The organism is Halorubrum ejinorense (assembly GCF_039522565.1).
GTDB lineage: Archaea > Halobacteriota > Halobacteria > Halobacteriales > Haloferacaceae > Halorubrum > Halorubrum ejinorense.
On record NZ_BAAADQ010000013.1, the window covers coordinates 277334 to 300843 of the forward strand.

Here is a 23510-nt window from a genome sequence, read left to right on the forward strand (position 1 = left end):
GTGCGGTTCGGCGCCGATCGCGACAGTTCGTGCGGCTCGCTCCGCCTACGTCCGTCGCCAGCCGGCGTAGGTGAGGAGTCCGACCGCGAGGAGCGCCAGCGTCGGCGCCAGCGGGGTCGGCAGCGAGCCGTCGGTAACGCCTCCGGCCTCCGGGGGCGCGAGCGTGGCCGAGAACCCGGACAGATCCGTGCCGGGATCCCACTCAGCGCTCGCGGCGCCGCCCTCGTCCGCCGAGGTCGTCGCGTCCGCCTCGACAGTCGCGTCGGCCAGCGCGTACCCGTCGGGCGCGACGAGCACGAAGGGTCGGTCCGGTCGGAACGCGCTCTCGAACGGCTCGCTCACGACCAGCCGGTCGCCGTCGACCGCGGCGAGGTTCGTCCACGTCACCGAGAGGCGGACGACGCCGGTCCCGTTCGTCGACTCGACCTCGACCCGCGCGTCGGAGACGCCCATCTCTCGTCCCGTCTGGGTCGCGGTCCGCTCGGCGATCCGCGTCATGCGGTCGTCGAACCGGGCCGTGACGTTCTCTGGCTGTTCGCGCAGCTCCTCGAACGCCGCCTCGTCGGCGTCGTCAGCGAGGTCGTACGCCAACACGAGCGCGACCGTCGCGTCGCCGTCCGCGTCGGGCGCGACGACGAACGAAGATCCCTCCTCGAGCGCCGGCTTCGCCCCGGGACCGTCGATCGCCGCGACCCCCGGAGCGAGGAGCACGGCGATCACCGCGAGCGCCGCGACGGCGGCGGTCAGACCGCGGGAACGGATCACTCGTCCTCCTCCTCGTCGTCGTCACCGTCCTCAGTCTCGTCGTCGTCATCATCTTCACCGCTTTCATTCTCTGCCTCGTCGCTCTCGTCATCGTTCGCTCCGAACTCGATCTCGAGTTCGCCGCCGCGGTCCCCGTCTTCGACCTCGATTTCGACCTCGTCATCGTCGGGCAGCGTCACTTCGATCCGACCGTCCGCGTCGGTCGTTCCGGCGGACTCGCCTCCGACCTCGACGGTCGCGCCCTCGACGGGCTCGCCGGCGGCGTCGGTCACTTCGACCGTCACCGCGGCACCGGGAGCGGGCTCACCGGAGGCGACGGCGACAGAGAGGTCGTCCTCGTCTCGGTCGTCGTCCCCGTCGTCGCCACCCTCCGCGTCGTCGGCGTCGTCATCGCTTTCGTCGTCGCGTTCCCCGACGTGGACGTCTCCGGCCCCGAGCGTACCGTCCGAACCGACCTCGAACTCGATCTCGGCCTCGAACGCGCCCTTCACGAGCTCCGCCTCGAAGTCGTCGGCGGCGGGCGCGTCGAACGAGAGCGTCCCGTCCGGGCCGGTCGTTCCGACCCGGTCGCCGTCGACGGAGACGGAGACGCCGTCGACGCCCTCGCCGTCGTAGGTCACCGAGAGGTCGACGGTTCCGTTCTCGACGGAGCCGCCGACGGAGAACCGCTCGGCGAAGTCGTCGTCGCGGTCCTCATCGGTCTCCGACCGGAGCGTGATCTCCAGTTCGCCGTCGCGGTCACCGTCCTCGACCTCGATCTCGACCTCGTCGTCGTCGGGCAGCGTCACTTCGATCCGGCCGTCCGCGTCGGTCGTCCCGACGGTTCGGTCGCCCAGCTCGACGGTCGCACCCTCGACGGGCTCGCCGGCGGCGGTCACACGGAGCGTCACCGTGGCACCCGCCTCGGCCGTGCCGTCGACGATGGCGATCGACAGCGGCGTCTCGTCGTCACCGTCGTCTCGCTCCCGCGGCTCGATCTCCTCTTCGAACTCGAAGATCTCGCCGGTCTGGCCGTCGACGCTGACCTCGGCCTCGCCGGTCGTCTCCGGACCGAAGAGGGCGAACTCGAACTCGTAGTAGCCGTCGTCCTCGTCGCGATCGACGGACCGAAGCGTCCACTCGCCGTCGGCGTCTGTCGACAGCTGCGCGGTGGCGGCGGTGAGCGCCTCGCTCTGGGTCACCTCGAAGGTGCCGTTACCGGGCTGTTCGCGCTCGATCTCGCGGGAGCGCTCGCCATCGTCGCTCTCGACCTCGATGGAGACGCCGCCGTCGACCTCCAAGGAGAACTCGCCCGCGCTCTCGGCGGTGTACTGCGCGAGCAGTGCGCTCGCGCCGGTGCCCGTCACGCGGGTGAGCCGCTCTCTGGCGTCCGCGTTCGCGGGCCGGTCGTATCCGGCGGCCCGAAGCTCGATCCCGGAGACGCCGTCCGCGCCGTCCGCGACCCGTTCGAAGCCGCGGTCGACCGTCCGCGCCTGTCCGGCGAGGACCGCGATCCGCTGCGCGAACTCGCCGCGGGCCAACTCGCCGTCTTCGTAGGCGACGCGGGCGTCGCGCTGGTCGGCGACGATCTCGTCGGCGCGCTCGCGGAGCGACGCGGATCGCTCCGCGAGAATCGTCGCGCGTTCGGACTCGTTTGCCTCCTCGAGCGCCGCGTCGAGCGACGAGGCCTCCACGTCGCTCGACACCTCGTCGTCGGTGACGGCGATGATCGTCGCGAGCTGCTGGCCGACCGTCGCTCGCGAGACCTCGCCGGTCGCGTTTCCGTCGTCGGTACCGCTCGCGTTCCCGTTCGTCGTGTTTCCGTCGGTCTGTGCCGAGACGGCCGACGCGTCGATACCGCTCGGTGCCGCACTGTTCGATCCGATGCCCGTCGCGTCCCCGCCGGTCGTCGCGCTCGCCAGCGCGGCGCCGGGCACGGCGCCCACGACGAGCCCCAGTGCCACGAGAACGGTCAGGATTCGTGTGCCTCGCATGACGATCGCAGCGAGGCTCGCCACCCACATATACCGGGACGACCGTGGCGCTCCGTTCCGCCGAGTTCCGACGGCTTGCGTCCGCGGAACGGACCGTTTCGCCGAGTTTCACCGCGTTTCCCGACGCCGCTGCGAGACGATCTGTGGGTTTAATTCCGGGCGGGGAAGAACTGTCTCTCAATGAAACGACGCGGCCGGACGGCCGGATCGATCGCCGCGCTCCTCCTCGCCGTCTGCTGTGTGGCGGCCCTCGGAGTGGCCGTCCCCGCCGGCGCGCAGTCGGTCGTCGTCCCCCAGACCGACGACCAGCCCGCGCCGGACAACACGATCACTCGGATCGACCTAGCCGCCGACGGGTCGGCGACGTGGGAGATCACCCTCCGGACGCGACTCGAGAACGACTCCGACGTCGCGGAGTACGAGCGGTTCCAAGAGCGATTCCGTTCGAACTCGAGCCGCTACCTCGATCCCTTCTCCGAGCGGATGTCCGGCGTCGTCGCGGCAGCGAACGGTTCGTCGGCCCGCGAGATGCGCGCGACTGACTTCGAGGCCGACACGGCGATACAGGAGGTCCCGCGGCGGTGGGGCGTCGTGCGATTCCGTTTCACGTGGACCGGCTTCGCCGCGGTCGACGGCGATGCGGTGGTGGCCGGAGACGTCTTCGCAGGCGGGTTCTTCATCAGCGCCGACGACGCGTTGGCCGTCTCGGTGCCGGACGGATACGCGGTCGAGTCGGTCTCCCCGGAACCGGACGACGTCGGCGACGGCGTCGTCGAGTGGCGCGGCCGCGAGGACTTCGACGACGGCCGGCCGAGCGTCCGTGCCGTGCCGGCGACGGGAGGCGCTGGCGACGCCGGTGTCAACGGCGCAGACAGGGGTTCGGATTCGGGCGGGATCGAAAGCGCACCTCTCCCCGCCGCGCTCGCTCTCGTCTTCGGGGCGGTCGCGCTCCTGGCCTACGCCGTGCGGACCGGTCGGCTTGGACTCGGCGATGAGCGGACCGACCGCGAGGGAGATCCCGCCGCCACAGACCGCAACGGCGCCGCCGACGATGCCGGCGGTGCCGCTACCGCCGCGGAGACCGACTCGACCGCGGCCGAGCTCGTCACCGACGACGGGTCCGACGGGGTCGATCCGGAACTCCTCACCGACGAGGACCGGGTCAGGCGCGCCCTCCGCGAGCGCGGGGGCCGGATGAAGCAGTCCGACGTGGTCGAGGCGTTCGGCTGGTCGAAGTCGAAGACCTCGCGCGTGCTCTCTCGGATGGCCGACGCCGGCGAGGTGAAGAAGCTGCGAATCGGCCGCGAGAACGTGATCGATCTCGCCGACTGCGACGACCCGACCGACGAGGACTGACCGTCGTGGCCGCTGGTCGGTATCGGTGCGAAAGAGTGGAGAGAAGCCGGATCAGTCGGCGGCTTCGACGGCTTCGCGCTCGGCGTCGTCCTCGCGGTAGTGCTCCTCGATGAACTCCTCGTCGATCCGGTTGAGGGCGTCCTTCGGGAGCATCGAGATCAGGTCCCAGCCGATCTCCAGCGTCTCCTCGATGCTGCGGTTCTCGTCGAAGCCCTGGTCGACGAACTCCGACTCGAACGCGTCGGCGAAGTCGAGGTACTTGTTGTCGAGCTCCGACAGCGCCTCGCGACCGACGATGTTCACGAGGTCGCGGAGGTCCTCGCCCTCCGCGTACGCCGCGAACATCTGGTCTTTCAGGTCGGCGTGGTCGGCGCGGGTGAGCCCCTCGCCGATCCCGTCGTCCATCAGCCGCGACAGGCTGGGGAGGACGTTGATCGGCGGCTCGAGCCCCTGACTGTTGAGGTCGGGGTCGACGTAGATCTGTCCCTCGGTGATGTACCCGGTCAGGTCCGGGATCGGGTGGGTGTCGTCGTCGCCCGGCATCGTGAGGATCGGGATCTGCGTCACCGACCCCTCGCGGCCCTGGATGCGTCCGGCGCGCTCGTACAGCTGCGCCAGGTCGGTGTACATGTACCCGGGGTACCCACGTCGGCCGGGGACCTCCTCGCGGGCCGCACCGATCTCGCGGAGCGCCTCGCAGTAGTTGGTCATGTCCGTCAGGATGACGAGGACGTGATAGTCCTTCTCGAAGGCGAGGTACTCAGCCGTGGTGAGCACCATCCGCGGGGTGACCGTCCGCTCGACTGCGGGGTCGTCCGCGAGGTTCATGAAGACGACCGAGCGTTCGAGCGCGCCGGTGCGCTCGAAGTCCTCCATGAACTCGTTGGCCTCCTCGGCCGTGATCCCCATCGCGCCGAAGATGACGGCGAACTCGGAGCCCTCCTCGTCGTCGCCCTCGTCTTCTTCCGGCACGCTGGCCTGCCGAGCGATCTGCATCGCCAGTTCGCTGTGCGGCTGGCCCGAACTGGAGAATATCGGGAGCTTCTGACCGCGGACGAGCGTGTTCATGCCGTCGATGGCGGAGACGCCCGTCTGGATGAACTCCTCGGGGTACTCCCGGGAGTACGGGTTGATCGCCGCGCCGACGATGTCCTGTCGCTCCTCGGGGACGATCTCGGGACCGTCGTCGATGGGACGACCGGACCCGTCGAGCACCCGACCGAGGAGGTCCTCGGTGACGGGCATCTTCATCGTCTCGCCGAGGAAGCGGACGGACGCGTCTCTGTCGATACCGCTCGTTCCCTCGAAGACCTGGATCGCGACTACGTCCTCCGAGGACTCGAGCACCTGGCCGCGCAGCGTCTCGCCCTGTGCCGTCTCGATCTCGACGATCTCGTCGTACCCGATCGCCTCGTCGACTTCGGCGTACACGAGGGGGCCGCTGATCTCGGTGATGGTTTGATACTCTTTCATGATCAGTAGAGGCTCCGGAGCTCTTCGGTGATCTCCGCTTTGAGATCCTCGATGTACTCGTTGTAGTCCTCTTGGACGCCGATACGGTTAATCCGCGGGGCCGACTCGATGTCGACGATCTCCTCGACCGGGACGCCCGCTTCGAGGGCGTCGAACGCCTCGTCGTTGAACGTCTGGATCGTCGTCAGCATGAGGTACGTCTTCTCCGGGGGACAGAAGGTGTCCACCGGGTGGAACGCGTTCTGCTGAAGGTACGCCTCGCGCAGGTAGCGCGCGATCTCGAGGGTGAGCTGCTGGTCGTCGGGCAGGGCGTCCTTCCCGACGAGCTGAACGATCTCCTGTAGCTCCGTCTCCTCGTCGAGCACGTCGACCGCCCACTGCCGCCGCTCGGCCCAGTCGTCGGCGACCTCGTCTTCGAACCACGGGTCGAGCTGGTCTTTGTACAGCGAGTACGACTCGTTCCAGTTGATCGACGGGAAGTGGCGCCGTTCCGCCAGGTCCGCGTCGAGCGCCCAGAACGTCTTGACGATCCGCAGCGTGTTCTGGGTGACCGGCTCGGAGAAGTCGCCGCCGGGCGGCGACACCGCGCCGATCGCGGAGACGGAGCCCTCCGTCCCGTTGACGTTCTCGAAGTAGCCGGCGCGCTCGTAGAACTGCGCCAGGCGAGCGGCGAGGTACGCGGGGTACCCCTCCTCGCCGGGCATCTCCTCCAGCCGGGAGGAGATCTCGCGCATGGCCTCCGCCCACCGCGAGGTGGAGTCGGCCATCAGCGCCACGTCGTACCCCATGTCGCGGTAGTACTCGGCTATCGTGATCCCCGTGTAGATACAGGACTCACGCGCCGCGACGGGCATGTTCGACGTGTTCGCGATGAGCGAGGTGCGGGCCATCAGCGGGTTGCCGTTGGCCGGGTCCTCCAGCTCGGGGAAGTCCTCGATGACCTCGGTCATCTCGTTGCCGCGCTCGCCGCAGCCGACGTAGATGATGATGTCCGCGTCGGCGTACTTCGCGAGCTGGTGCTGCGTGACCGTCTTCCCGGAGCCGAACGGCCCCGGAATCGCGGCCGTCCCGCCCTTCGCGATGGGGAACAGGCCGTCGAGGATGCGCTGTCCGGACACCAGCGGCGTCCGGGGGGTCTTCTTGTTCTCGGAGGGGCGCGCCTCGCGGACGGGCCACTCCTGGTGCATCGAGACGTCCGTCCCGTTGGCGAGCTCGGCGACGGTCTCGGTGACGTCGAACGAGCCCGCCTCGACGGCGGTGACCTCGGTGGTCTCGTCCTCGTCGAGGGCGTCCGGCGGTACCATGACCTTGTGGTCGATGGTGACCGTCTCCTCGACGACGCCGACCACGTCGCCGCGGCCGACCTCGTCGCCGACCTCGACGGTGGGCTCGAACTCCCACTCCTGCTCGAGGTCGATGCCGGGCGCGTCGACCCCGCGGTCGAGGTACGGACTGCCCATCTTGCCCTCCAGCACGTCCAGGGGACGCTGGACGCCGTCGTAGATGGAGTCCAACATTCCCGGGCCGAGGTCGACCGACAGCGGCTCGCCCGTGTTCTCGACGGGTTCGCCGGGGCCGACGCCGGAGGTTTCCTCGTACACCTGAACGGTCGTGAGGTCGCCCTCGATCTCGATCACTTCCCCCATGAGCCCTTCGTCGCCGACGTAGACGACGTCGTTCATGCGGGCGTCGAGATCGCGGGCGGTCACGACCGGACCGCTCACGCTCTGAATGACGCCGTCGTCAGAGACGGCGTCGGTTGTGTCTGCTTTGCTCATATTAGTCGTCTTCCTCCATCAGGTCGATACCGATGGCGCGTTTGATCTGGTCGCGCAGCCCACCGCTGCCGGCGCCGGAGCCGCCGAGCGTCACGAGGACGGGCTCGATGCTCCCCTCGACCGACTCGCGGGTCCCCCGCGAGAGGTGATCGAGGTCGTCGTCGTGCATCACGATGATGCCGACGCCCTCGTCGTCGAGCGTCCGCTCGACCGCGTCGTCGAGCTTCTCTTCTTTCTCGTCGTCCGGCACGTTCTCGAACGCTCGGACGCCGGCGAGGCGGAATCCGGTCGTGAACTCCGGGCTGCCGACGACCGCTATCTCCTGGCTCATGTTATCACCAGCTCCGATTCGATCTCGTCGGCCGACAGGCCGGCCTCCTTCCCGCGAGCGATCGCTCGGATGTTCTCGGTCTCCCGCTCCTTGGCGAGGATGTACGAGATCACCGGCGTGATCGACACCGGGTGGATCGTGCCGAGCTGGTCGCCGTACGCCAACAGCGCGGCGTCGATCGCGTGTTCGAACGCGATGAGACTGCCGGCCTCTTCGAGTTCGCGCAGCGCCGGACCGAGCTCGTCGCCGTACTGGCTGTCGCCGATGTACTCGACGAGTTCGTCGAGGTTCTGCGCCAGTCGCGCGAGCGACGAGCGGGTGAACAGGTCACCCCCCTCGATGAAGTACGCCGCCGGGTCGATGTCCGCGCCCGACCGGGCGAGCCGGAGGGCGTTCGTCGCGTTCCGGAAGTCGACCTCCGCCTTGAGGAACGTCTCGTACTGTCGGGTCGGCTCGTCGCCGCCGAGATTTGAGAGGAGTCGCTCGTAGAACGCGCGGTCGACCGCGTTTTCCAGCGGCACCAGCACGCCCGTCTCCTCGAATTCGGCGTACGCCTCCCGCAGCGGTGCCCCGTAAATCGTGTCTTCTAAGACCTCGATCACCGCGTCGATCGAGTCCGCTTCCAGCAGTCGGCGGATCCGGCGGTCGTCGAACTCACCGGCGCGGATCAGGTCGACCTCGACGGCCGACTGGTCCGCGTCGGTGTAGACGCCGCGGATGACCGTTTTCACGTTCCACGCGTCGAACTTCCGGAGGTACCGGGCTATCAGGCCGTACAGCGACCCCTCGCTCCAGTCGAGGATGGCGTCGAACTGCTCGGCGAGGTTCCGGTTCAACGCGTACTCGATCAGGTCGACGCCGCCGTGACGGCTCCCGAGCGCGTTGATCTCCGCGCCGTAGCTCGACTCCTCCATGAAGCGGGCGATCTCGGCCGGACTCATCCGGCTGAGCTTGCGGTACTCCTCGTCCCCGTAGAGGCTGCCGCGGCGGGCACGAACCCGCGCGACGACGTACTCGGGGTTCGGGCTCCCGGCGGTGCTCATTGGTCGAACAGTTGCTCCGAGATGTTCTTCAACTCGTCGTCCCAGACGGACTCTAGGACCGAGTCGAACGTGTTGTTCACGCGAACGCGGGAGGTGTCGCTCTCGGCCACGACGCCGCCGAGACAGTCGACTTCGCCGTCGACCTGGGCGTTGCGGTCCGCGACGAGGTCTTCGAGCAGGTCGACGTCTTCGGCGCGGGTGTAGACGGCGACGTCCTCGTCGTCGTCGAACTCGGCGAGGCTCGCGTCGAGCAGGGCCTCGGTGAGTTCGCGGCGGTCGTCGCCGTCGAGGCCGGCGATCGCGGCCTCGACGTCGTCGCGGACGTCTTCGAGGACGTCGCGGCGGGCGCCGAGCCGTTCCTGTTTGGCCTCGAGCTTCGCCGACGAGAGCGTCTGTTCGCGCTCTTGGGCGACCTGGTCGTCGGCCTCGGCGAGCCGCTCCTCGCGGATACGCTCCGCGTCGGCCTCGGCCTCGGCGACGATCTCGTCCGCCTCCTCCTGAGCCGTTTCGCGGATCTCCTCCGCACGCGCGCGGGCTTCGTCTCGAACGTCCTCAACGACGGTTTCCAAACTCATTGGTTGAAAAACGCTGAAAGAGTTACCCGACGATGAAGACGACGACGAGCGCGAGAATGACGATCGTCTCGGGAAGGACCGTCAGGATGAGCCCGTTGACGAACAGATCTTCGTCCTCGGCCATCGCGCCGACGGCGGCCGACCCGATACCGCGCTCCGCGTAGCCGGCGCCGAGCGCCGCGAGTCCGACCGCGAGCGCTGCCGCGGCGTTGGGGTCAGTCAGCGTTCCACCGGTCGACAGTACGAGGTTCCCGAGTGCGTTGGTAGCTTCAAACATTGGTAGTAGTTGCTGTTGCTCGTCTCCGAACGGTTGCTATTTGCCCCTAGAGGAGTCATAAAGCTTCCCAAAACGATCGAAGAGACCACGGGAAAACGGAGGTGAGCCCAGCGGCTAGCGCGGTCTCGAACTCGCTGCGAGACCGGGGTTGCCGAACGAAGGAAGGCGAGACCGAGCGGTCGGGCCGCCGGTCAGTCGTCGCGGGTGTACTTCCGGTCGCGACCGAACGGGAGGTACGACCGGCCGCCGCCCTCGTAGAAGTTCCCGAAGAACTCCACGTACTCGAGGCGGACCGCCTGGATGCCGGCGGACGTGACCCCGAGCAGCAGGACGACGAGGTGACCGACGAGCGCGACGACGATCCCGCCCACGAGGGCGACGACCCCGACGAGGCCGATGGAGGCCGGGTCGAACGCGGTCGTGATCCCCGCGAAGACGAGCTCGTAGTCGGCGGTCTCTTGCACCTTGGCGAGGTAGTCGGCGCTGAAGATGAAATGGAAGCTCCCGTCGCCGCCGTCGTCGATGTACGCGCCGAACGCGAGCAGGTTAACGGCGAGCGCCATCCCGCCCTTCGCGAGCAGGACGGCCATCAGCCGAGCGTACGAGATGACGTTGACGACGGGCGAGAGGAACTCGGCCAGCTCCGGCGGCTCGCCGATCCCGAGCAGGACGAGCCCGAGCGCCGCGGCGGCCGCGCCGGCCCAGCCGACCGCGACCGGGAACCCGCTGAACGAGACGGCGCCGAACGTCAGGATCGAGACGGCCTCGAACAGGAAGTCGGGCTTCGCGTTGGGGAACACCTGGCTGAAGATCCAGATCCACGCGCCGTTGAGGATCAGCAGCCACGAACCGGCCTCGTAGACGGCGTGTTTCGCGTCGTGCTGCTGGAGCGTGCTCACGAACGAGAGGACGTGGCCGACGTTCAGGTGAACGATGCCGAACACCACGCTCACGACGAGGAACGAGAGCCCCCAGTCGAGGTCGGCGGGCGAGAGGCCCTTCCCCTCGACCGGCCAGTGGATCCCGAGCAGCTGGTAGGCGTGGTAGCCGAACAGGTCGATACCGTAGTAGATGCCGAACAGTATCGTGAACCCGCCGGCCCACATCGCGACGGAGCCGAGCTCGCGGAACGCGCCGTCGAACTTCGTGTACATGAAGGCCCCGATGGCGGCGTATAAGACGCCGTACCCGACGTCGCCGATCATGAACCCGAACATCGCCGGGAAGGTGAGGAACACCAAGAGCGTCGGGTCGAACTCGGAGTACTTCGGGCGACCGAACGCCTGAACCAGCAGTTCGAAGGGACCGGCCGCGCCGCCGTTGTTCTGGACGACCGGCGGCTCGTCGGAACCGTGGGTCGCGTGGCCGCCGTCGGTGGCGACCGCGTCTTCCGTCTCGGCGGACGCCCCCGCGCTTCCGTCGTCGGCCGACGCCGCCCCGGCGCCGCCCGCGCCGTCGACCGGCTCGGCGTGGTGGTCGCCGTCGGGGGTGAACGAGGCGCGCTCGAGCTCCTCGACCTCGACGTGGTCGCCGACCGCGTCGACGACCGCCGCCTCGAAGTCGGGGAACGTCTCGGTCGGCACCCAGCCCTCCGCGACGAACGCGTTCTCCGTGGTCGCGAACGAGAGCGGGGCCTCCTTCTTTTCGGCCTCGATGGTGAGCTGCTCTTCGGCGCGCAGCAGGAAGCCGGCCGCCTCCTCTTTCACCGATTCGAGCTTGGACTCGACCGCCGCCAGCTCGTCGCGGAGGTCGGCCTGCTCGGCTTCCAGCTCCGCGACGTACTCGTCGGGGGTCGCGTCCGCGTCCGGCACGTCGAGCAGCGCGATGTCGACGCCGACGAGCGCGTCCTGAACGACGCCCTCCGCGTCGCCGTCGGTCGGTCTCGCGACGATGGCGAGGACGTCGCCGCCGACGAAGACGTCGAAGGCGCCGATCGTGTCGGCGTCTGCGAGTGCCGCCTCGACGTCGTCGGGCTTGGCCTCACCGACGACGACCTCGACGGAGTCGTAGCCGCGCAGGTACTCGAGATCGATGCCGAGCTCCGCGAACGGCTCCATCCGTTCGATCTCCTCCTGCCGGTCGCGGATCGCGGCCTGGAGCTCGTCGCGCTCGTCGTTGAGCTCGTTGACCCGCTCGCGGACGCGTTCGAGTTCGTCGACGAGTTCGTCGTCGTCCAGCGAGCGAGCGACGTCGGCGTCGTCCGCGTCGACGTCGAGGATGCTTTCGAGCGAGCGCACCGTCACGAGCCGCTCGTTGACGGTCTCGGCGCCGTCGAGGGAGGTCCCCGGCTCGAACCCCTCGTACCGCTCGTCGTAGTCGGTGACGTGCAGGGAGTGGTGGGCGTACGCCGCCTCGATGACGTCGTCGATGACGCGCTTCGAGCCCGTCACCGACACCCGGCTCATCTGCTCAGGCCTGAGCATCCACCGCCTCCTCGGCCTGATCGTGAACGGCCGCCTCGAACTGCTCGACGGCGTAGTCGACGGCCGATTCCACCCGGTCGCGGGCCTCGCGTTCGAGCTCGTCGCGGTCGGAACGTCCCGATTCGAGGATCTCCTCGCGCCGCTCCTCGATCTCCGCGCGGGCCGTTTCGAGCCGGTCTTGGGCCTCGGACTCCGCCTCCTCCTCGGCCTCGGCGCGGATCTCGTCCGCGCGCTCTCGAGCTTCGGCGAGGCGCTCTTCGGCGTCCGATTCCGCGTCCGCGATGATCTCGTCCGCCTCCCGTTCGGCCTCCTTGATCGAGTTGAGCACCTCTGGTCTCGCCATGCTACTAATCGCCTGAAACTCTACAAGCGACGTATAAGGTGTTTGCGAAAGTACGCGGGGGTTCGCCCGCTCGCGACCGGGACCCGATCCGGTCGCGGGCCGACCGTGACGGTCGACAGCGGGTATCGCCGCCTACATTTAAGTAGCAGTCGTCGGACTTCACCGTATGGCAACGGTGTATGCGGTCGCGTCGGCGAAAGGTGGCGTCGGAAAGACCACCACGACCGCGGCGCTGGCGACGATTCTGGCGGACTCGGGCGCCGACGTCGTCGCGATCGACGCCGACCTCGGCATGGCGAACCTCGCGGACGCCGTGGGGGTGACGCCCGGCGAGATCACCCTCCACGACGTCTTGGCCGGCGAGGCCGACCCGGAGGCGGCGGTCCGCGAGGGCCCGTCCGGGCTTCGAGTGGTGCCGGGCGCGACCGATCTCGACGCGTACGCGGCCGCGGACCCCTCGGGGCTCCGCCGAGTCGTCGAGGCGTTCGACGACGCCGACTACGTGTTCGTCGACGCGGGCGCGGGGCTGTCGCACGACTCCACGCTGCCGCTCGCGATCGCCGACGAGGCCCTGCTCGTCTCGACGCCGGAGCGGAGCGCGCTCGGCGACACGGAGAAGACGCGCCAACTGACCGAGCGCCTCGGCGGGACGGTCGCCGGCGCCGCGATCACCCGCGTGACGGACGACACCGACGAGGTCGTCACTGCCCTGCTGGACGCACCCGTCCTCGGTCGGATCCCGGACGACGAGGCGGTGGCTCGGGCCGCGGCGGCGAACCGACCCTTGGTGGCCGTCGCGCCCGACGCGCCGGCGACCCGGGCGTACCGTGACCTGGCCCGTGCGCTCACCGGCGTCGACGTCGCCGGGGCGGGACTCGACGGACCGGCGGCCGACGCGACCGGCGACGACGACCTCGAAGACGACGCTGACGCGGCCGATGCCGGTGACGACGACGCGGTGATCGTCGACGACGAGCCGGACGGCGGTGACGACGAGCCGGCGGAAAGCGAGGCGGAGAGCCCGGACGAACCCGAAGCGAGCGACGACGAAGGCGACGAGGAGATCATCGTCGCGGACCCCGACGCGAGCGGCGTGGCCGAGCCGGGCGACGGCGACGACATCATCGTCGCGAGCGAGAGCGAACCACCGGACGGCGACGCGGGCGAAAAGGTAGACGACGACGCGGAGGGAGACGTGGGCGACGATACGAAGGAAGGCGGTGACGACGGTGCGGACGGAGACGTGAACGGCGATACGGACGCAGAAACACGCGACGCCCGCGGCGACCCGGGAGAGCCCGTCGAGAACGACGAGCCGACTCGCGAGGCCGTCGGCGATGCGGCGAGCGACGACGAAGCAGGCGGAACCGACGCCGGTGACGAGTCCATGGCCGGCGGGAGGGCGGCCGCCGAGCTCGAGGCCACCGGCCCCGAGGCCGAGACGGAGGGGGAGCCGGACTCGATCCCCGACGCGGACGAGACGGCGCGCGACGCGACCGCCCAAGGCGGCGAGCGGCGGGACGCCGCGGACGGGCCGGCCGCCGATTCGGGGGCGTCCGGAGACGACGTCGACGCCGAGCTGGCCGGGAGCATCCCGTTCCGCGACGACGACACCGGGACGATGAACACCGTGCTGTCCGAGGGCGACGACGACGGCGGAGCGGCGTCGGATGCGGACGGCGCCGAGGGGTCGTCCGCGGACGCCGGCGACACGGACCGGACCGGGACCGAAGGCGACGAAGCCGCCGGCTCACAGAGCGAGACGAGTGATAGCAAAGACGAGGAAGACGAGAAGGACGGCGGGTTCTTCAGCCGACTGCTCGGCCGATAGCCGAGTCAGGCCTCGGACGGAACGCGGGCGCGGTCGCGGATCAGCTCCCGAATCTCCTCAGGATCGGTAACGTCCGCGAGCTCCGCACAGGAGACGAGAGCGGTGCCGTCGACCGACTCGCGCTTCTCGTCCTCCTCGGTGAAGTAGACCGAACGGGTGCGGGCCACCTCACCGATAGAAGACATGATCCGGGCGCGCTTCTCGGCCGCGGGGGTGAACGCCGAGTGGCCGGTGAGCACGCGCGTCACGGCGCTGTCCTCGTCTTCGGAGACCGCCTTGAACGGTGCGCGGGCCGTGGGGTGGACGGTGAAGCCCGCGCTCGTGAGCACGTGGACGACGTGCTCGTCGTCCGGGTCGGCCGCGGGCGCCGACGGCGTCGGCTCGGAGTCGCGGACGTCGTCCGCGCCCTCGAGCACGTCGACCGGGCTGGAGAACGGCTGGTCGAACAGCTCTTCCAGTTGAATCGCCACTTCGATGGAGGCGTTCATCCCGTCCTCGTACTTCGAGACGGTGCGCCTGGAGACGCCGAGTTCGGTCGCGAGCCGGCCGAGCGACCAGCCGCGCTCCTCGCGCTCGTCGGCGAGGAGGTCGCCGTCGAGGCTGACGTACAGGCCGCCGGGGGCCGCGTAGATGAGCGGCGGCATCCCCTCGACGAACAGGTCGTAGGCGGTGTCGGGGTTGATGACCGGCACGCCGTGTCGGAAGTAGACGACGCCGGGCTTCAGTTCCTCGTCGCGGGTCCGGATGCCGATCACCATCGGCGTTCCGTGGAGGTACTCGCCGAGCCGGCGCATCTCCGCGCCGGTCTCCGCGTCGAGCGCGTCGACGTTACCGAGGATCTTGAGGAGCAGGAGGTCCTCGTCGCGGCGGGCCGCCACGTCGAAGCTCTTGGGCCGGACCGCACACCGGTCGCTGACGAGGAAGCCGGCGTCCTCGAGCATCGCGGTGACGTTCCCGATGATCGCAGTCCGGGACATAGCCGGAGTAAGCGGCTCGCCGTATATATGCGTTGTGTCAGTCCTCTCCGGAAGAAACCGCCGCCCGCGTGCGATTTCCCGCCGTTACGGCGGGAAACCGTTAAATACTCGACCGCCACCGGGTCCCGCACGGCCGGCGCAGAGGGGGGCTCGCCCGGCCTCGAAAGGGGCTTGACCCGGCGTCACGAACGCCCTCGCATGCCGATCGTCGCGGTCGACGACACCGACTCCCGCGAGCGCGGGATGTGCACGACGTACGTGGCGACCCGGATCGCGGAGCGGCTCGCCGACGCCGGCGGTCGGGTCCGGCGTCGCCTCCTCGTTCGCCTGAACCCGGCCGTGAAACACAAGACGCGGGGGAACGCGGCGCTCGCGCTCCACGTCACCGGGATCGACGCGGAGCGGGCCATGAACGTCGCCGTCGAGGCGGTGACGGAGTTCGCCGCCGCGTCGGACCCCCGCACCTCGTCGGGCGTCGTCGTCGCCGACCGCGACGTGGCGGGCGACCCCTTCGATCCGACCGGCTCGCCGATCCCCGACGCGGTCGCCGCGTTCGCCCGGCGCGCGCTCCGAGAGCGCCTCTCCGTCGAGACGGCCGTCGAACTCGCGGACGAACACGGCTTCCGGCACGCCGCGGTCGGGTCGGCGGGCGGCGCGGACGACGACTCGGTCGCGGGCAGAGGACGCATCGGGGCGCTCGCGGCGGTGGGCGCGCCGGCGGCGTTCGACGACTGGACCGTCGAACACATCTCCTATCGCGAACTCGACCGGTGTGGGACCCCCCGAAACGTCGACGTCGAGAGCGTCTTCGCCGCCGCGGAGGCGGGGTACCCGACGGTCTGGGACACGGTCGACCGCGAGACGGGCACTCCCGTCTGTGTCCCGAACGCTCCGGGGCCGATCCTCCACGGGATCCGGGGCGACGACGCCGCGGCGTGCCGGGAGGTCGCGGCCGCCATCGACGGGGAGGTCGTCGACCGCACGGCGACGTTCCTGACGAACCAGGGCACCGACGCCCACCTCGCGCCCGGCCGGATCGGCGACCTCCGCGACGCCGCCGGCTACCGCGTCTCCGGGGTCGTCGCGGGCGCGCCGGAGACGAAACGGGGGGGTCACGTCCGCGTCGATGTCGCCCGCGATACAGACCGGGACGACGGGGACGGCCGCGCGGGGACCTCCAGCGCCGACGGCGGGACGCTCTGTGCCGTCGCGTTCGCCCCCACCGGTCGGTTCCGCGACCGCGTCCGGGCGCTCCGCCCCGGCGACCGGGTGACCCTGTGCGGCGAACACGAGGTGCGACCGGCGGCCGACGAGCCGGATAACACGCTGAAACTAGAGAAGCTGGCAGTACGCGACCTCGTCAGGACCGAGCCCGCCGTCCCGACCTGTCCCGAGTGCGGACGCTCGATGTCGTCTGCGGGGCGGGGACAGGGGTACCGGTGTCGCGACTGCGGGACGAGCGCGCCGGGGAAGGTCGACGCGCCGATCGACCGGGAACTGGAGGAGGGGTGGTACGAGGTCCCGCCGAGCGCGCGGCGACACGTGTCGAAGCCCCTCGTCCGCGGCGGGTTCGACGCGCCGACTCGACCGGAGCGGTGAGGACGGGAGGCCCGGAGCGGCCAGTGAGACGCCCGAAGCGATGAAGTGTCCTGCGCGCGAGCGGAGCGACGTGACCGGAATCGTCTTCCACGCGACTGAGCGGCGTGACGCGGTCGTCGACTTCTACCGCGACCGACTGAACGCGACGGTGCGACTCGAACAGCCCGACTGTACGATCCTCGAGTTCGACGGGTTCCTGTTCGGGTTCTGCGAGCGCGCCGACGCCGACGACTGCGGCATCCTCACGTTCGTCTACCCGGATCGAGACGGCGTCGACGCAGTCCGGGACCGCCTCGGTGACGCGGTCGTAACGGAGCCGGAGCAGAACGAGACGTACGACATCTACCAGTGTTTCGCCGAGGACCCGGAGGGGCGGACCGTCGAGTGCCAGGCGTTCCTCGACCCGGCGGTCGACATCGACTGAGCGGGCGCCGTCCCGAGATTACTCGGCCGGTCGCGAGTGCCGTCCCGAGATCACTCGGCCGGTCGCGAGTGCCGTCCCGAGATCACTCGCCGATGTCGCGGGCCTCGCGCCACGCCGCGGCCCGGTCCTCGGCCTCCTCGCGGTCGTCGAACCGCTCCCGCTCGTAGGCCGACTCGTCTTCCGCCTGCTCCATCACGTCGAGTCGGACGACGAAGCCGCCGGCCCCGCGCTCGCGGAGCCTGACGCTCGCGTACCCGTCCGACCGCTCCCACTCGGTGATCGTCCCGTCGTCGCGCCCTAGCGACCAGCTCATACCCGTACGGACGCGTCCCGCGGCTAAAGCGGTGCGGTTCCGGGACGGGAGCCATGGACCTGCGCCGCGCGACGGGTCAGTCCCCCGCGCTCGGCGGCCCTTCGAGGCTCGGCGACCCCCCCGCGCTCGGGGTGCCGGCGTACCCGCACACCGGACAGACGACGTAGCCGAGCGAGTCGTACGGAACGGACGTCGAGGGCGCGGTCACGTCGCACTCGGGGCAGTCGAACGTCGCGGCGTTCTCGGTCGACATGATATCGCGTAACACTCGATCACCCGTAGTTATGCGTCGCTTGTCGCCCGGTCAACGCGACCCTACTTATATACCGAGACCGAACCCCGTCGCGTGACCGACGACGCACACGCGGGCGGGACGGACGCGGGAGAGCCGGCCCGACCGCACGAGCGGCGACGCGAGCGGGTCGCAGAGCGGCTGGACGAAGTCGGCGCGACGGGGCTGGTCGCGTTCCCGAGCCGTACCCTCGAATACCTCACCGGGTTCGCCGAGGAGCCCGGCGAACGACACTTCTTCCTCGTGGTCCCGGCGGCGAGCGCGACCGACCCGGAGCCGGCGCTGCTCGTGCCCGCGCTGTACGAGACGCAGGTCCGCGAGGCGACGAGCGTCGCGACGGTCCGGACGTGGGCCGACGGCGACGATCCGGTGGCGGCGACGCGAACGCTGCTCGCCGACCGGGGGCTCGGTTCGGGGCGGCTCCTCGTCGACGACACCATGTGGGCGACGTTCACGCAGGACCTCCGCGCGGCGGCGCCGGGCGCCGAGTGGGGGCTCGCGAGCGAGGCCGTCGCCGACCTCCGGGTCCGGAAGGACGAGGCCGAACTGGCGGCGCTCCGCGAGGCGGCCGCGGTGGCGGACGCGGTCGTCGGCGACCTCCGCGATCTTGGCGCGGACGCGGTGGGAATGACCGAGGCCGCCCTCGCCGACTGGATCGCGGAGCGGCTGGCCGACCGCGGGGGACGCGGCGTCAGCTTCGAGACGGTCGTCGCGGCCGGCGAGAACGGCGCGAAGCCGCACCACGGCCACGGGGACCGCGAGATACGCGCGGGCGAGCCCGTCGTCTTGGACTTCGGGACGCGCGTCGACGGCTACCCCTCGGACCAGACGCGGACGCTCGCCTTCGGCGGGGAGCCGCTCGAGGAGTACGCGGCGGTCCACGAGGCGGTTCGCGAGGCGCAGGCGGCCGGCGTGGACGCGGTCGAGCCGGGGGTCCCCGCGTCCGCGGTCGACCGCGCCGCTCGAGAGGTGATCGAAGACGCGGGATACGGGGACGCGTTCGTCCACCGCACCGGCCACGGCGTGGGCTTGGACGTCCACGAGGAACCGTACCTCGTCGGCGGCAACGACCGCCCGTTAGCGCCCGGGATGGTGTGTTCCGTCGAGCCGGGGATCTACCTCGACGGCCGGTTCGGCTGCCGGATCGAGGACCTCGTCGTCGTCACCGAGGACGGCTGTGAACGCCTGAACCGGACCGATCGCGGCTGGCGGTGACCGGTGAAGGCAGAAAGCGGCGGCTCGTCGCTCGACTGCGAAGCGAGAGAACGGAGACCGACGTGTCGACGGTCGACACGCGAACCCGGGAGTCGTGTGCCGTGCCCCCAACCGGAAGTACTCGCCGGATATAATAACAGTATTACCGAATTATTCCGGGTGTATTCTCACAGTCGGACCGCCGGGGCGGCGACCGCGACCCGCATCGAAACCATTAGTGTCACCCGAGCGGAACCGCGACGCATGAGCGACAACGATGCGGACGAGGCGGAGGCGGAGCCGGCCGTCGAACTCGGGACGGGCCCGGACGTGCCCGGCGAGCCGGTCGCCCGCGTCGCGTCGCGGCTCACGTGGCCCGCGACGCGCAGCGACATCTTGGCGCAGGAAGGGGACGCGGAGCTCCGAACGCCCGACGGCGCGCGGGCCCTCGACGACGTGCTCACGGACTCGGAGGTACCGCTGTTCGAGAGCCGGGGCGAGTTCATCGGAGCGGTCGAGGACCTCGTCGGGAGCGGACCGGTCGCGACCGAGTAGGTCGGACCGGCTTCCCGTGCCGGGAGCGCTCCCGGGCGCGCTCTCGCCCGCCGTGGGTCTTTTACTCGGCGGCCGCGGAGTCGACCCATGGTGATCCCGTTCGATCCGAACGAACTCGATCCCGAGGAGTACGGCGAGACCAAGACGACGCTGTCGACCGACCACGAGTCGGCCGTCGAGCGCGTCCGCGAGGTGTGTCTCGACGAGGGGTTCGGTATCCCCGTGGAGTTTTCTCCGTCGGAGATGTTGAACGAGAAGGTCGACGCCGACCGCGACCCGTACTACGTCCTCGGCGCCTGTAACCCGGCCGTGGCGGACCGCGCGCTCGACGCGACCGAGAAACGCATCGGGGGACTGTTCCCGTGTAACATGATCGTCTGGGAGGAGTCGCCCGGCGAGCAGGTCGTCTACCACGTCTCGATCATGAAGATCGCACGGCTGCTCGGGCTCCCGGTCGACGACGAGGAGATGGACGCGATCATCGAGGACACCGGCGAGATGGTCGACGCCGTGTTCGCGGAACTCGACGCCGACGCGTAGGTCGCGACCCGCAGAGACGCCGGTCGCCGGTGCATGATTTTAGCTTGGGCGATGGCGCGCGGCCCGGAATTCGGATCCGATCGCCGCGTCGCCGGCCTATCTCGTCGCTCCGGCGTCGCTACCGTCAGTCGAGTCCAGCCACGAGGTCGCGATCGACTCGAAGGGGGCGGAGTGGCCCATCAGCGTCGTACCCAACACCGCCATCACGAGGACGTAGCCGACCGCGAAGGCGTTGATCGTCCCGGCGAGGGCGGGATCGAAGGTTCCCGATTCTGCGCCGGTGACCGCGACCGTGGCGATGATCAGCGAGAACTCGCCGCGGGTGGTCATCCCGAGGCCGACCCGCGTCGAGCGCCGGGCGTCGAGGTCGAACGCGCGCCCGGCGAGGTAGCCGGTGACGACCTTCGTCGGCGTGGTCACGACCACCGCGAGCGCGACGAGGAGGGCGACGTCAGCGAACAGGGCGGGGTTGGTGACGAGGCCGATCCAGAAGAAAAACACCGCGGCGAAGACGTCCCGGACCGGTTCCAAGAGCGTCTCGATCGTGTGGAGCTGTTCGGTCGCCGAGAACGCCATCCCGATGAAGAAGGCCGCGACCGCCTCGCTGACGCCGAGCGCGAGCGCCGCCCCGGCGACGAACACGACCGCCGCCACCGCCCGCAGCGCGACGAACTCGCGGTTGTCCGTCGCCACGATGCGGTCGAAGACCGGCGTCCCGAACTGGACGACCGCGAGCAGGGCGGTGATGAACGCGAGGGCGATCCCAACGTCGACCGCGGCCGCGGCGACGTCGCCGCCGCCGAGGACGAGCGCCGACGCGACGGAGAGGTACACCGCGATGAACAGGTCCTCGTACACTAACGTTCCCAGCAGGGGTTCGGCCTCGTCGTTGGCGATCCAGCCGAGGTCGATGAGCGACTTCGTGATCACCGCCGACGAGGAGATGTAGACGATGCCCGCGGTGAGAAACGCCGGGACGAACGCGCCGAAGACGAGCCAGCCGAGGACGAGCCCGACCCCGAAGTTCGCGAGGTCGATCGTTCCCGCGGTCCCGATCTGCCGCCGGCGGGCGAGCAGGCGGGCGAGGTTGAACTCCAGCCCGAGGAAAAAGAGGAGGAAGACGATCCCCAGCTCCGCCCCGAGCGCGATGAACTCGGTCTCGGGGACGTAGACGGTCCCGAGGGCGGGCAGGGAGAACCGCCCGAGGACGTGCTCTCCGAGCAGCATGCCGACGAGGATGTACGCGGGGATCACGGACTGGCCGAAGCGGTGCGCGACCGCGCCGGCGACCGCGACCGCGGCGAACATGACGCCGACGTCGAGCAGCGCCACTACCGATCGCCTCCGAGGCCGTCGACGACGAGCGTGGCGGGGTCGACGCCGGAGGTGGACCGGACGAGATCGAGGGACCGCCCGGTCATCCGGTGAGGATCTCCTCGAACGTCGCGCAGTCGTCGGGCGTGCCGACCACGATCAGGGTGTCGCCCTCGCCCAGCGTCGTCTCGGCGCCCGGGCTGTCGATCACCTCGTCGCCGCGCTGGATCGCGACCACCGCGACCCCGGTCCGGTTCCCGATGTCCGCGCTCTCCAGCGTCTCGCCGACGAGCGGCGATCCCGGGGGGAGCTCGTACCACTCCAGGAGGATGCCGCCCGGCAGCGTCGTCTCTTGCGTCTCCGGCTCGACCGGTTGGAAGTGCGCCCCCTCGATGATCGACCCGATGGTCCGCGCGAGGTCGTCGGAGAACTCGAACGCCTTCTCGGAGTCGGCGTTCGGGTCGGTCCGGCGGAACACCTCGCGTTTGCCCGTGTTGTGGATGACGACGATCATCTCCTCGCCGCCGCCTAGCTCGATCTCGAACTTCTTTCCGACTCCGGGGAGGTCGGACTCGGTAATCGTCATACCCTGCCCTGCGGGGCCACCCGTAATATGTCTGTACGTCGCACGCCGAGCGCCGGGCGGGAACTAGGGCGCAGGCGGGGGGAAGCAGGGTGGAGGTGGAGCAGAGGCGGGACAGAGGCCGGGGCGGAGGCGGGACAGAGGCCGGGGCGGAGGCGGGACAGAGGCCGGGGCGGCGACTCTCTGGGCGGGGCGAGGTCTCGTCTAACGGTCGGCTGCCGGGTACCAAACGCTAAGTGAGCCGAGTCCGATGGTCGCGATATGTGGGGATCCCGGGGAGGTGGAGGCCGGCAAACGGTGGTTTGTATCGCGTGTGGCGAGTCGGTGCCGCGGGAGAACGCGCGCGAGTACGACAAGGAGGGCGATCGCTGGAGCCGGCGCGACAAGGAGTTCGAGTACCTCTGTGCCGGCTGCGACGACGACATCTGTCATCAGCCCCGCGACGGGCTCGAATCGCTGGTCCGATCGATCGAGGCCGAGGGGCTCACCAACGAGGAGTTCCTCGACCGCTACGCCGAGGCGGTGACGAGCGACGACGGCGGACGCGACGCGACCGACGGACGGGAGCGGTCGGATCGCGACCCCTCGGACCGGGGACGCTCGGACGAGGGGCGCTCCGACCGCGATCGCACGGACCGCGACCGATAAGCCTACCCGTCACGTCTCGGTACGACGGCCCGTACGCATGGACGCCCTCCACGTCGCGGACGCCCTTCACGTAGTAGCCACAGCCCCGATCGAACGTATCGACCCGGTCCTGACCGCGGTCGGTGCCGGCGCGCTGATCGTCGGCCTCGTGTTCCTCGCGCGCGGCGCGGCCGGCGCCCGCGAGGCGGTTCGCGCGCTCCGAACGACGGCCACCGATCCGGCCGGGCTCGACGGCGCCGAGTCCCGAGTGCGAGTGACCGGGCGGGCCGCCGCGGTCGACGGCGAGACGCTCCCCGCACCGTTCAGCGACGACTCCAGCCTCTGTGTCGAGTACGACGTGTCCGAGTTCCGCAGCCAAGGGGAGGGACAGTCGTGGGTGGAGATCGACGGCGGCGAGGCGGGCGTCCCCTTCCGCGTCGACGACGGGGGAACTGGCGTCCGGGTCGATCCGGCGGCGGCGACGTTCTCCCTCGACGTCGACGAGAAGATCAAGGTCGACGCCGACGAGGAGCCGCCTGAGCGCGTGCGTGGGTTCGTCGACGCGGTCGACGCCGTCGACGCAACGGAGACGGGGTACGAGATCGGTCCGCTCACGATCGGCGACGACCCCCGGCGTCGGTACCGCCAGCGAACGCTCCGACCCGGCGACGAGGTGACGGTCGTCGGCGACAGCGAGGCGTTCCCTGACGCGCCCGTCGGCGAGGTGAAATCACGGTTCGCGGACGGGTCGCCGTTCATCGTCTCCGACGCGAGCGCGCGCCGGACCGCGCTGCGACTGGTCGGCGGGTCCGCGATCCCGGTGGTCATCGGCGCCGTCGCGCTCGTGGTCGCGTGGGTGGGCCTCTCGCCCGCGGTCGCGGCGGTCGTCTGAGCGGGCCGCGAGGGCGCTCTCCTCCCCGCCCG

Annotated in this window: 24 protein-coding genes; 9 read left to right on the forward strand and 15 right to left on the reverse strand. The window is 69.9% G+C overall.

Annotated elements, in window-relative coordinates; genetic code table 11:
• Window positions 1-45: 45 nt before the first annotated feature.
• Both ABDZ89_RS12100 and ABDZ89_RS12105 read right to left on the reverse strand, forming a co-directional pair.
• Window positions 46-765: a DUF7345 domain-containing protein gene (locus ABDZ89_RS12100; RefSeq protein ID WP_343779387.1), complete on the reverse strand. Its 720-nt coding sequence runs from the start codon at window positions 763-765 to the stop codon at window positions 46-48.
• Entirely contained in the window at window positions 762-2738 is a 1977-nt protein-coding gene (locus tag ABDZ89_RS12105; RefSeq protein ID WP_343779388.1) for a DUF7096 domain-containing protein, read from the reverse strand. The genes ABDZ89_RS12100 and ABDZ89_RS12105 overlap by 4 nt, the downstream gene beginning before the upstream one ends.
• A gap of 180 nt (window positions 2739-2918) precedes the next feature.
• Here ABDZ89_RS12105 and ABDZ89_RS12110 point away from each other — a divergent pair, with 180 nt between their 5' ends.
• On the forward strand, window positions 2919-4094 hold the full coding sequence (locus ABDZ89_RS12110; protein ID WP_343779390.1) for a helix-turn-helix transcriptional regulator: 1176 nt from the start codon (window positions 2919-2921) through the stop codon (window positions 4092-4094).
• A 51-nt stretch (window positions 4095-4145) separates the two neighbouring features.
• Here the strand turns inward: ABDZ89_RS12110 and ABDZ89_RS12115 are convergent, their stop codons facing one another.
• From ABDZ89_RS12115 to ahaH, 8 genes are all read right to left on the reverse strand, one after another.
• Window positions 4146-5567, reverse strand: coding sequence for a V-type ATP synthase subunit B (locus ABDZ89_RS12115; protein ID WP_343779392.1), 1422 nt, complete (start codon window positions 5565-5567; stop codon window positions 4146-4148).
• A gap of 2 nt (window positions 5568-5569) precedes the next feature.
• Window positions 5570-7345 (reverse strand): ATP synthase subunit A, encoded by a 1776-nt coding sequence (locus ABDZ89_RS12120; protein WP_343779394.1) that lies wholly within the window; start codon window positions 7343-7345, stop codon window positions 5570-5572.
• A gap of 1 nt (window position 7346) precedes the next feature.
• The gene (locus ABDZ89_RS12125; RefSeq protein WP_343779395.1) at window positions 7347-7676 is read right to left on the reverse strand and encodes a V-type ATP synthase subunit F; all 330 of its coding nucleotides are present in this window, start codon (window positions 7674-7676) and stop codon (window positions 7347-7349) included.
• The gene (locus tag ABDZ89_RS12130) at window positions 7673-8719 is read right to left on the reverse strand and encodes a V-type ATP synthase subunit C (protein WP_343779397.1); all 1047 of its coding nucleotides are present in this window, start codon (window positions 8717-8719) and stop codon (window positions 7673-7675) included. Before ABDZ89_RS12130 ends, ABDZ89_RS12125 begins: the two co-directional genes overlap by 4 nt.
• The gene (locus ABDZ89_RS12135) at window positions 8716-9294 is read right to left on the reverse strand and encodes a V-type ATP synthase subunit E (protein ID WP_343779399.1); all 579 of its coding nucleotides are present in this window, start codon (window positions 9292-9294) and stop codon (window positions 8716-8718) included. The genes ABDZ89_RS12130 and ABDZ89_RS12135 overlap by 4 nt, the downstream gene beginning before the upstream one ends.
• Before the next feature lie 22 nt (window positions 9295-9316).
• Window positions 9317-9571, reverse strand: a complete 255-nt coding sequence (locus ABDZ89_RS12140; protein WP_343779401.1) for a hypothetical protein — start codon at window positions 9569-9571, stop codon at window positions 9317-9319.
• Between the two features lie 191 nt (window positions 9572-9762).
• Entirely contained in the window at window positions 9763-11976 is a 2214-nt protein-coding gene (locus tag ABDZ89_RS12145) for a V-type ATP synthase subunit I (protein ID WP_343779852.1), read from the reverse strand.
• Between the two features lie 4 nt (window positions 11977-11980).
• The gene (gene ahaH, locus ABDZ89_RS12150; protein ID WP_343779403.1) at window positions 11981-12337 is read right to left on the reverse strand and encodes an ATP synthase archaeal subunit H; all 357 of its coding nucleotides are present in this window, start codon (window positions 12335-12337) and stop codon (window positions 11981-11983) included.
• A gap of 166 nt (window positions 12338-12503) precedes the next feature.
• Between ahaH and minD the strand changes: the two genes are divergently transcribed.
• Window positions 12504-14168: a cell division ATPase MinD gene (gene minD / locus ABDZ89_RS12155; protein WP_343779405.1), complete on the forward strand. Its 1665-nt coding sequence runs from the start codon at window positions 12504-12506 to the stop codon at window positions 14166-14168.
• Between the two features lie 5 nt (window positions 14169-14173).
• On the opposite strand, the gene ABDZ89_RS12160 is transcribed toward minD, so the two are convergent.
• Window positions 14174-15145 carry a transcriptional regulator gene (locus tag ABDZ89_RS12160; protein WP_343779407.1) on the reverse strand — a complete coding sequence of 324 codons (972 nt, stop codon included), beginning with the start codon at window positions 15143-15145 and terminating at the stop codon, window positions 14174-14176.
• Window positions 15146-15343: 198 nt separating this feature from the next.
• On the opposite strand from ABDZ89_RS12160, the gene ABDZ89_RS12165 reads away from it, so the two are divergent.
• Window positions 15344-16744, forward strand: a complete 1401-nt coding sequence (locus tag ABDZ89_RS12165; protein ID WP_343779410.1) for a TiaS agmantine-binding domain-containing protein — start codon at window positions 15344-15346, stop codon at window positions 16742-16744.
• Between the two features lie 70 nt (window positions 16745-16814).
• Window positions 16815-17168 carry a VOC family protein gene (locus ABDZ89_RS12170; protein ID WP_343779413.1) on the forward strand — a complete coding sequence of 118 codons (354 nt, stop codon included), beginning with the start codon at window positions 16815-16817 and terminating at the stop codon, window positions 17166-17168.
• An 82-nt stretch (window positions 17169-17250) separates the two neighbouring features.
• Here the strand turns inward: ABDZ89_RS12170 and ABDZ89_RS12175 are convergent, their stop codons facing one another.
• Both ABDZ89_RS12175 and ABDZ89_RS12180 read right to left on the reverse strand, forming a co-directional pair.
• Window positions 17251-17481: a DUF7543 family protein gene (locus ABDZ89_RS12175; protein WP_343779415.1), complete on the reverse strand. Its 231-nt coding sequence runs from the start codon at window positions 17479-17481 to the stop codon at window positions 17251-17253.
• A gap of 76 nt (window positions 17482-17557) precedes the next feature.
• Window positions 17558-17734, reverse strand: a complete 177-nt coding sequence (locus ABDZ89_RS12180; protein WP_343779418.1) for a hypothetical protein — start codon at window positions 17732-17734, stop codon at window positions 17558-17560.
• Window positions 17735-17827: 93 nt separating this feature from the next.
• Between ABDZ89_RS12180 and ABDZ89_RS12185 the strand changes: the two genes are divergently transcribed.
• From ABDZ89_RS12185 to ABDZ89_RS12195, 3 genes are all read left to right on the forward strand, one after another.
• Window positions 17828-18988, forward strand: coding sequence for an aminopeptidase P family protein (locus ABDZ89_RS12185; RefSeq protein ID WP_343779420.1), 1161 nt, complete (start codon window positions 17828-17830; stop codon window positions 18986-18988).
• Window positions 18989-19231: 243 nt separating this feature from the next.
• A complete protein-coding gene (locus ABDZ89_RS12190; protein WP_343779422.1) occupies window positions 19232-19522 on the forward strand; it encodes a DUF5789 family protein in 291 nt (96 codons plus the stop codon).
• An 87-nt stretch (window positions 19523-19609) separates the two neighbouring features.
• On the forward strand, window positions 19610-20062 hold the full coding sequence (locus ABDZ89_RS12195; protein WP_343779425.1) for a DUF302 domain-containing protein: 453 nt from the start codon (window positions 19610-19612) through the stop codon (window positions 20060-20062).
• A 96-nt stretch (window positions 20063-20158) separates the two neighbouring features.
• Here the strand turns inward: ABDZ89_RS12195 and ABDZ89_RS12200 are convergent, their stop codons facing one another.
• Window positions 20159-21394, reverse strand: a complete 1236-nt coding sequence (locus tag ABDZ89_RS12200; RefSeq protein ID WP_343779428.1) for a cation:proton antiporter — start codon at window positions 21392-21394, stop codon at window positions 20159-20161.
• Between the two features lie 85 nt (window positions 21395-21479).
• A complete protein-coding gene (locus ABDZ89_RS12205) occupies window positions 21480-21962 on the reverse strand; it encodes a cation:proton antiporter regulatory subunit (RefSeq protein WP_343779430.1) in 483 nt (160 codons plus the stop codon).
• Between the two features lie 258 nt (window positions 21963-22220).
• Here ABDZ89_RS12205 and ABDZ89_RS12210 point away from each other — a divergent pair, with 258 nt between their 5' ends.
• Both ABDZ89_RS12210 and ABDZ89_RS12215 read left to right on the forward strand, forming a co-directional pair.
• Window positions 22221-22607, forward strand: coding sequence for a DUF7562 family protein (locus ABDZ89_RS12210; RefSeq protein WP_425544615.1), 387 nt, complete (start codon window positions 22221-22223; stop codon window positions 22605-22607).
• Window positions 22608-22644: 37 nt separating this feature from the next.
• Window positions 22645-23478, forward strand: a complete 834-nt coding sequence (locus ABDZ89_RS12215; protein ID WP_343779434.1) for a hypothetical protein — start codon at window positions 22645-22647, stop codon at window positions 23476-23478.
• The last annotated feature ends 32 nt before the right edge of the window (window positions 23479-23510 follow it).

What these genes read in the sequence shown, in the direction of transcription:
- ABDZ89_RS12105 (WP_343779388.1), bottom strand. Translation starts at nt 2,738, where the DNA reads ATGCGAGGCACACGAATCCTGACCGTTCTCGTGGCACTGGGGCTCGTC.
- ABDZ89_RS12110 (WP_343779390.1), top strand. Translation starts at nt 2,919, where the DNA reads ATGAAACGACGCGGCCGGACGGCCGGATCGATCGCCGCGCTCCTCCTC.
- ABDZ89_RS12115 (WP_343779392.1), bottom strand. Translation starts at nt 5,567, where the DNA reads ATGAAAGAGTATCAAACCATCACCGAGATCAGCGGCCCCCTCGTGTAC.
- ABDZ89_RS12120 (WP_343779394.1), bottom strand. Translation starts at nt 7,345, where the DNA reads ATGAGCAAAGCAGACACAACCGACGCCGTCTCTGACGACGGCGTCATT.
- ABDZ89_RS12125 (WP_343779395.1), bottom strand. Translation starts at nt 7,676, where the DNA reads ATGAGCCAGGAGATAGCGGTCGTCGGCAGCCCGGAGTTCACGACCGGA.
- ABDZ89_RS12130 (WP_343779397.1), bottom strand. Translation starts at nt 8,719, where the DNA reads ATGAGCACCGCCGGGAGCCCGAACCCCGAGTACGTCGTCGCGCGGGTT.
- ABDZ89_RS12135 (WP_343779399.1), bottom strand. Translation starts at nt 9,294, where the DNA reads ATGAGTTTGGAAACCGTCGTTGAGGACGTTCGAGACGAAGCCCGCGCG.
- ABDZ89_RS12140 (WP_343779401.1), bottom strand. Translation starts at nt 9,571, where the DNA reads ATGTTTGAAGCTACCAACGCACTCGGGAACCTCGTACTGTCGACCGGT.
- ABDZ89_RS12145 (WP_343779852.1), bottom strand. Translation starts at nt 11,976, where the DNA reads ATGAGCCGGGTGTCGGTGACGGGCTCGAAGCGCGTCATCGACGACGTC.
- ahaH (WP_343779403.1), bottom strand. Translation starts at nt 12,337, where the DNA reads ATGGCGAGACCAGAGGTGCTCAACTCGATCAAGGAGGCCGAACGGGAG.
- minD (WP_343779405.1), top strand. Translation starts at nt 12,504, where the DNA reads ATGGCAACGGTGTATGCGGTCGCGTCGGCGAAAGGTGGCGTCGGAAAG.
- ABDZ89_RS12160 (WP_343779407.1), bottom strand. Translation starts at nt 15,145, where the DNA reads ATGTCCCGGACTGCGATCATCGGGAACGTCACCGCGATGCTCGAGGAC.
- ABDZ89_RS12165 (WP_343779410.1), top strand. Translation starts at nt 15,344, where the DNA reads ATGCCGATCGTCGCGGTCGACGACACCGACTCCCGCGAGCGCGGGATG.
- ABDZ89_RS12175 (WP_343779415.1), bottom strand. Translation starts at nt 17,481, where the DNA reads ATGAGCTGGTCGCTAGGGCGCGACGACGGGACGATCACCGAGTGGGAG.
- ABDZ89_RS12180 (WP_343779418.1), bottom strand. Translation starts at nt 17,734, where the DNA reads ATGTCGACCGAGAACGCCGCGACGTTCGACTGCCCCGAGTGCGACGTG.
- ABDZ89_RS12190 (WP_343779422.1), top strand. Translation starts at nt 19,232, where the DNA reads ATGAGCGACAACGATGCGGACGAGGCGGAGGCGGAGCCGGCCGTCGAA.
- ABDZ89_RS12195 (WP_343779425.1), top strand. Translation starts at nt 19,610, where the DNA reads ATGGTGATCCCGTTCGATCCGAACGAACTCGATCCCGAGGAGTACGGC.
- ABDZ89_RS12205 (WP_343779430.1), bottom strand. Translation starts at nt 21,962, where the DNA reads ATGACGATTACCGAGTCCGACCTCCCCGGAGTCGGAAAGAAGTTCGAG.
- ABDZ89_RS12210 (WP_425544615.1), top strand. Translation starts at nt 22,221, where the DNA reads ATGTGGGGATCCCGGGGAGGTGGAGGCCGGCAAACGGTGGTTTGTATC.
- ABDZ89_RS12215 (WP_343779434.1), top strand. Translation starts at nt 22,645, where the DNA reads ATGGACGCCCTCCACGTCGCGGACGCCCTTCACGTAGTAGCCACAGCC.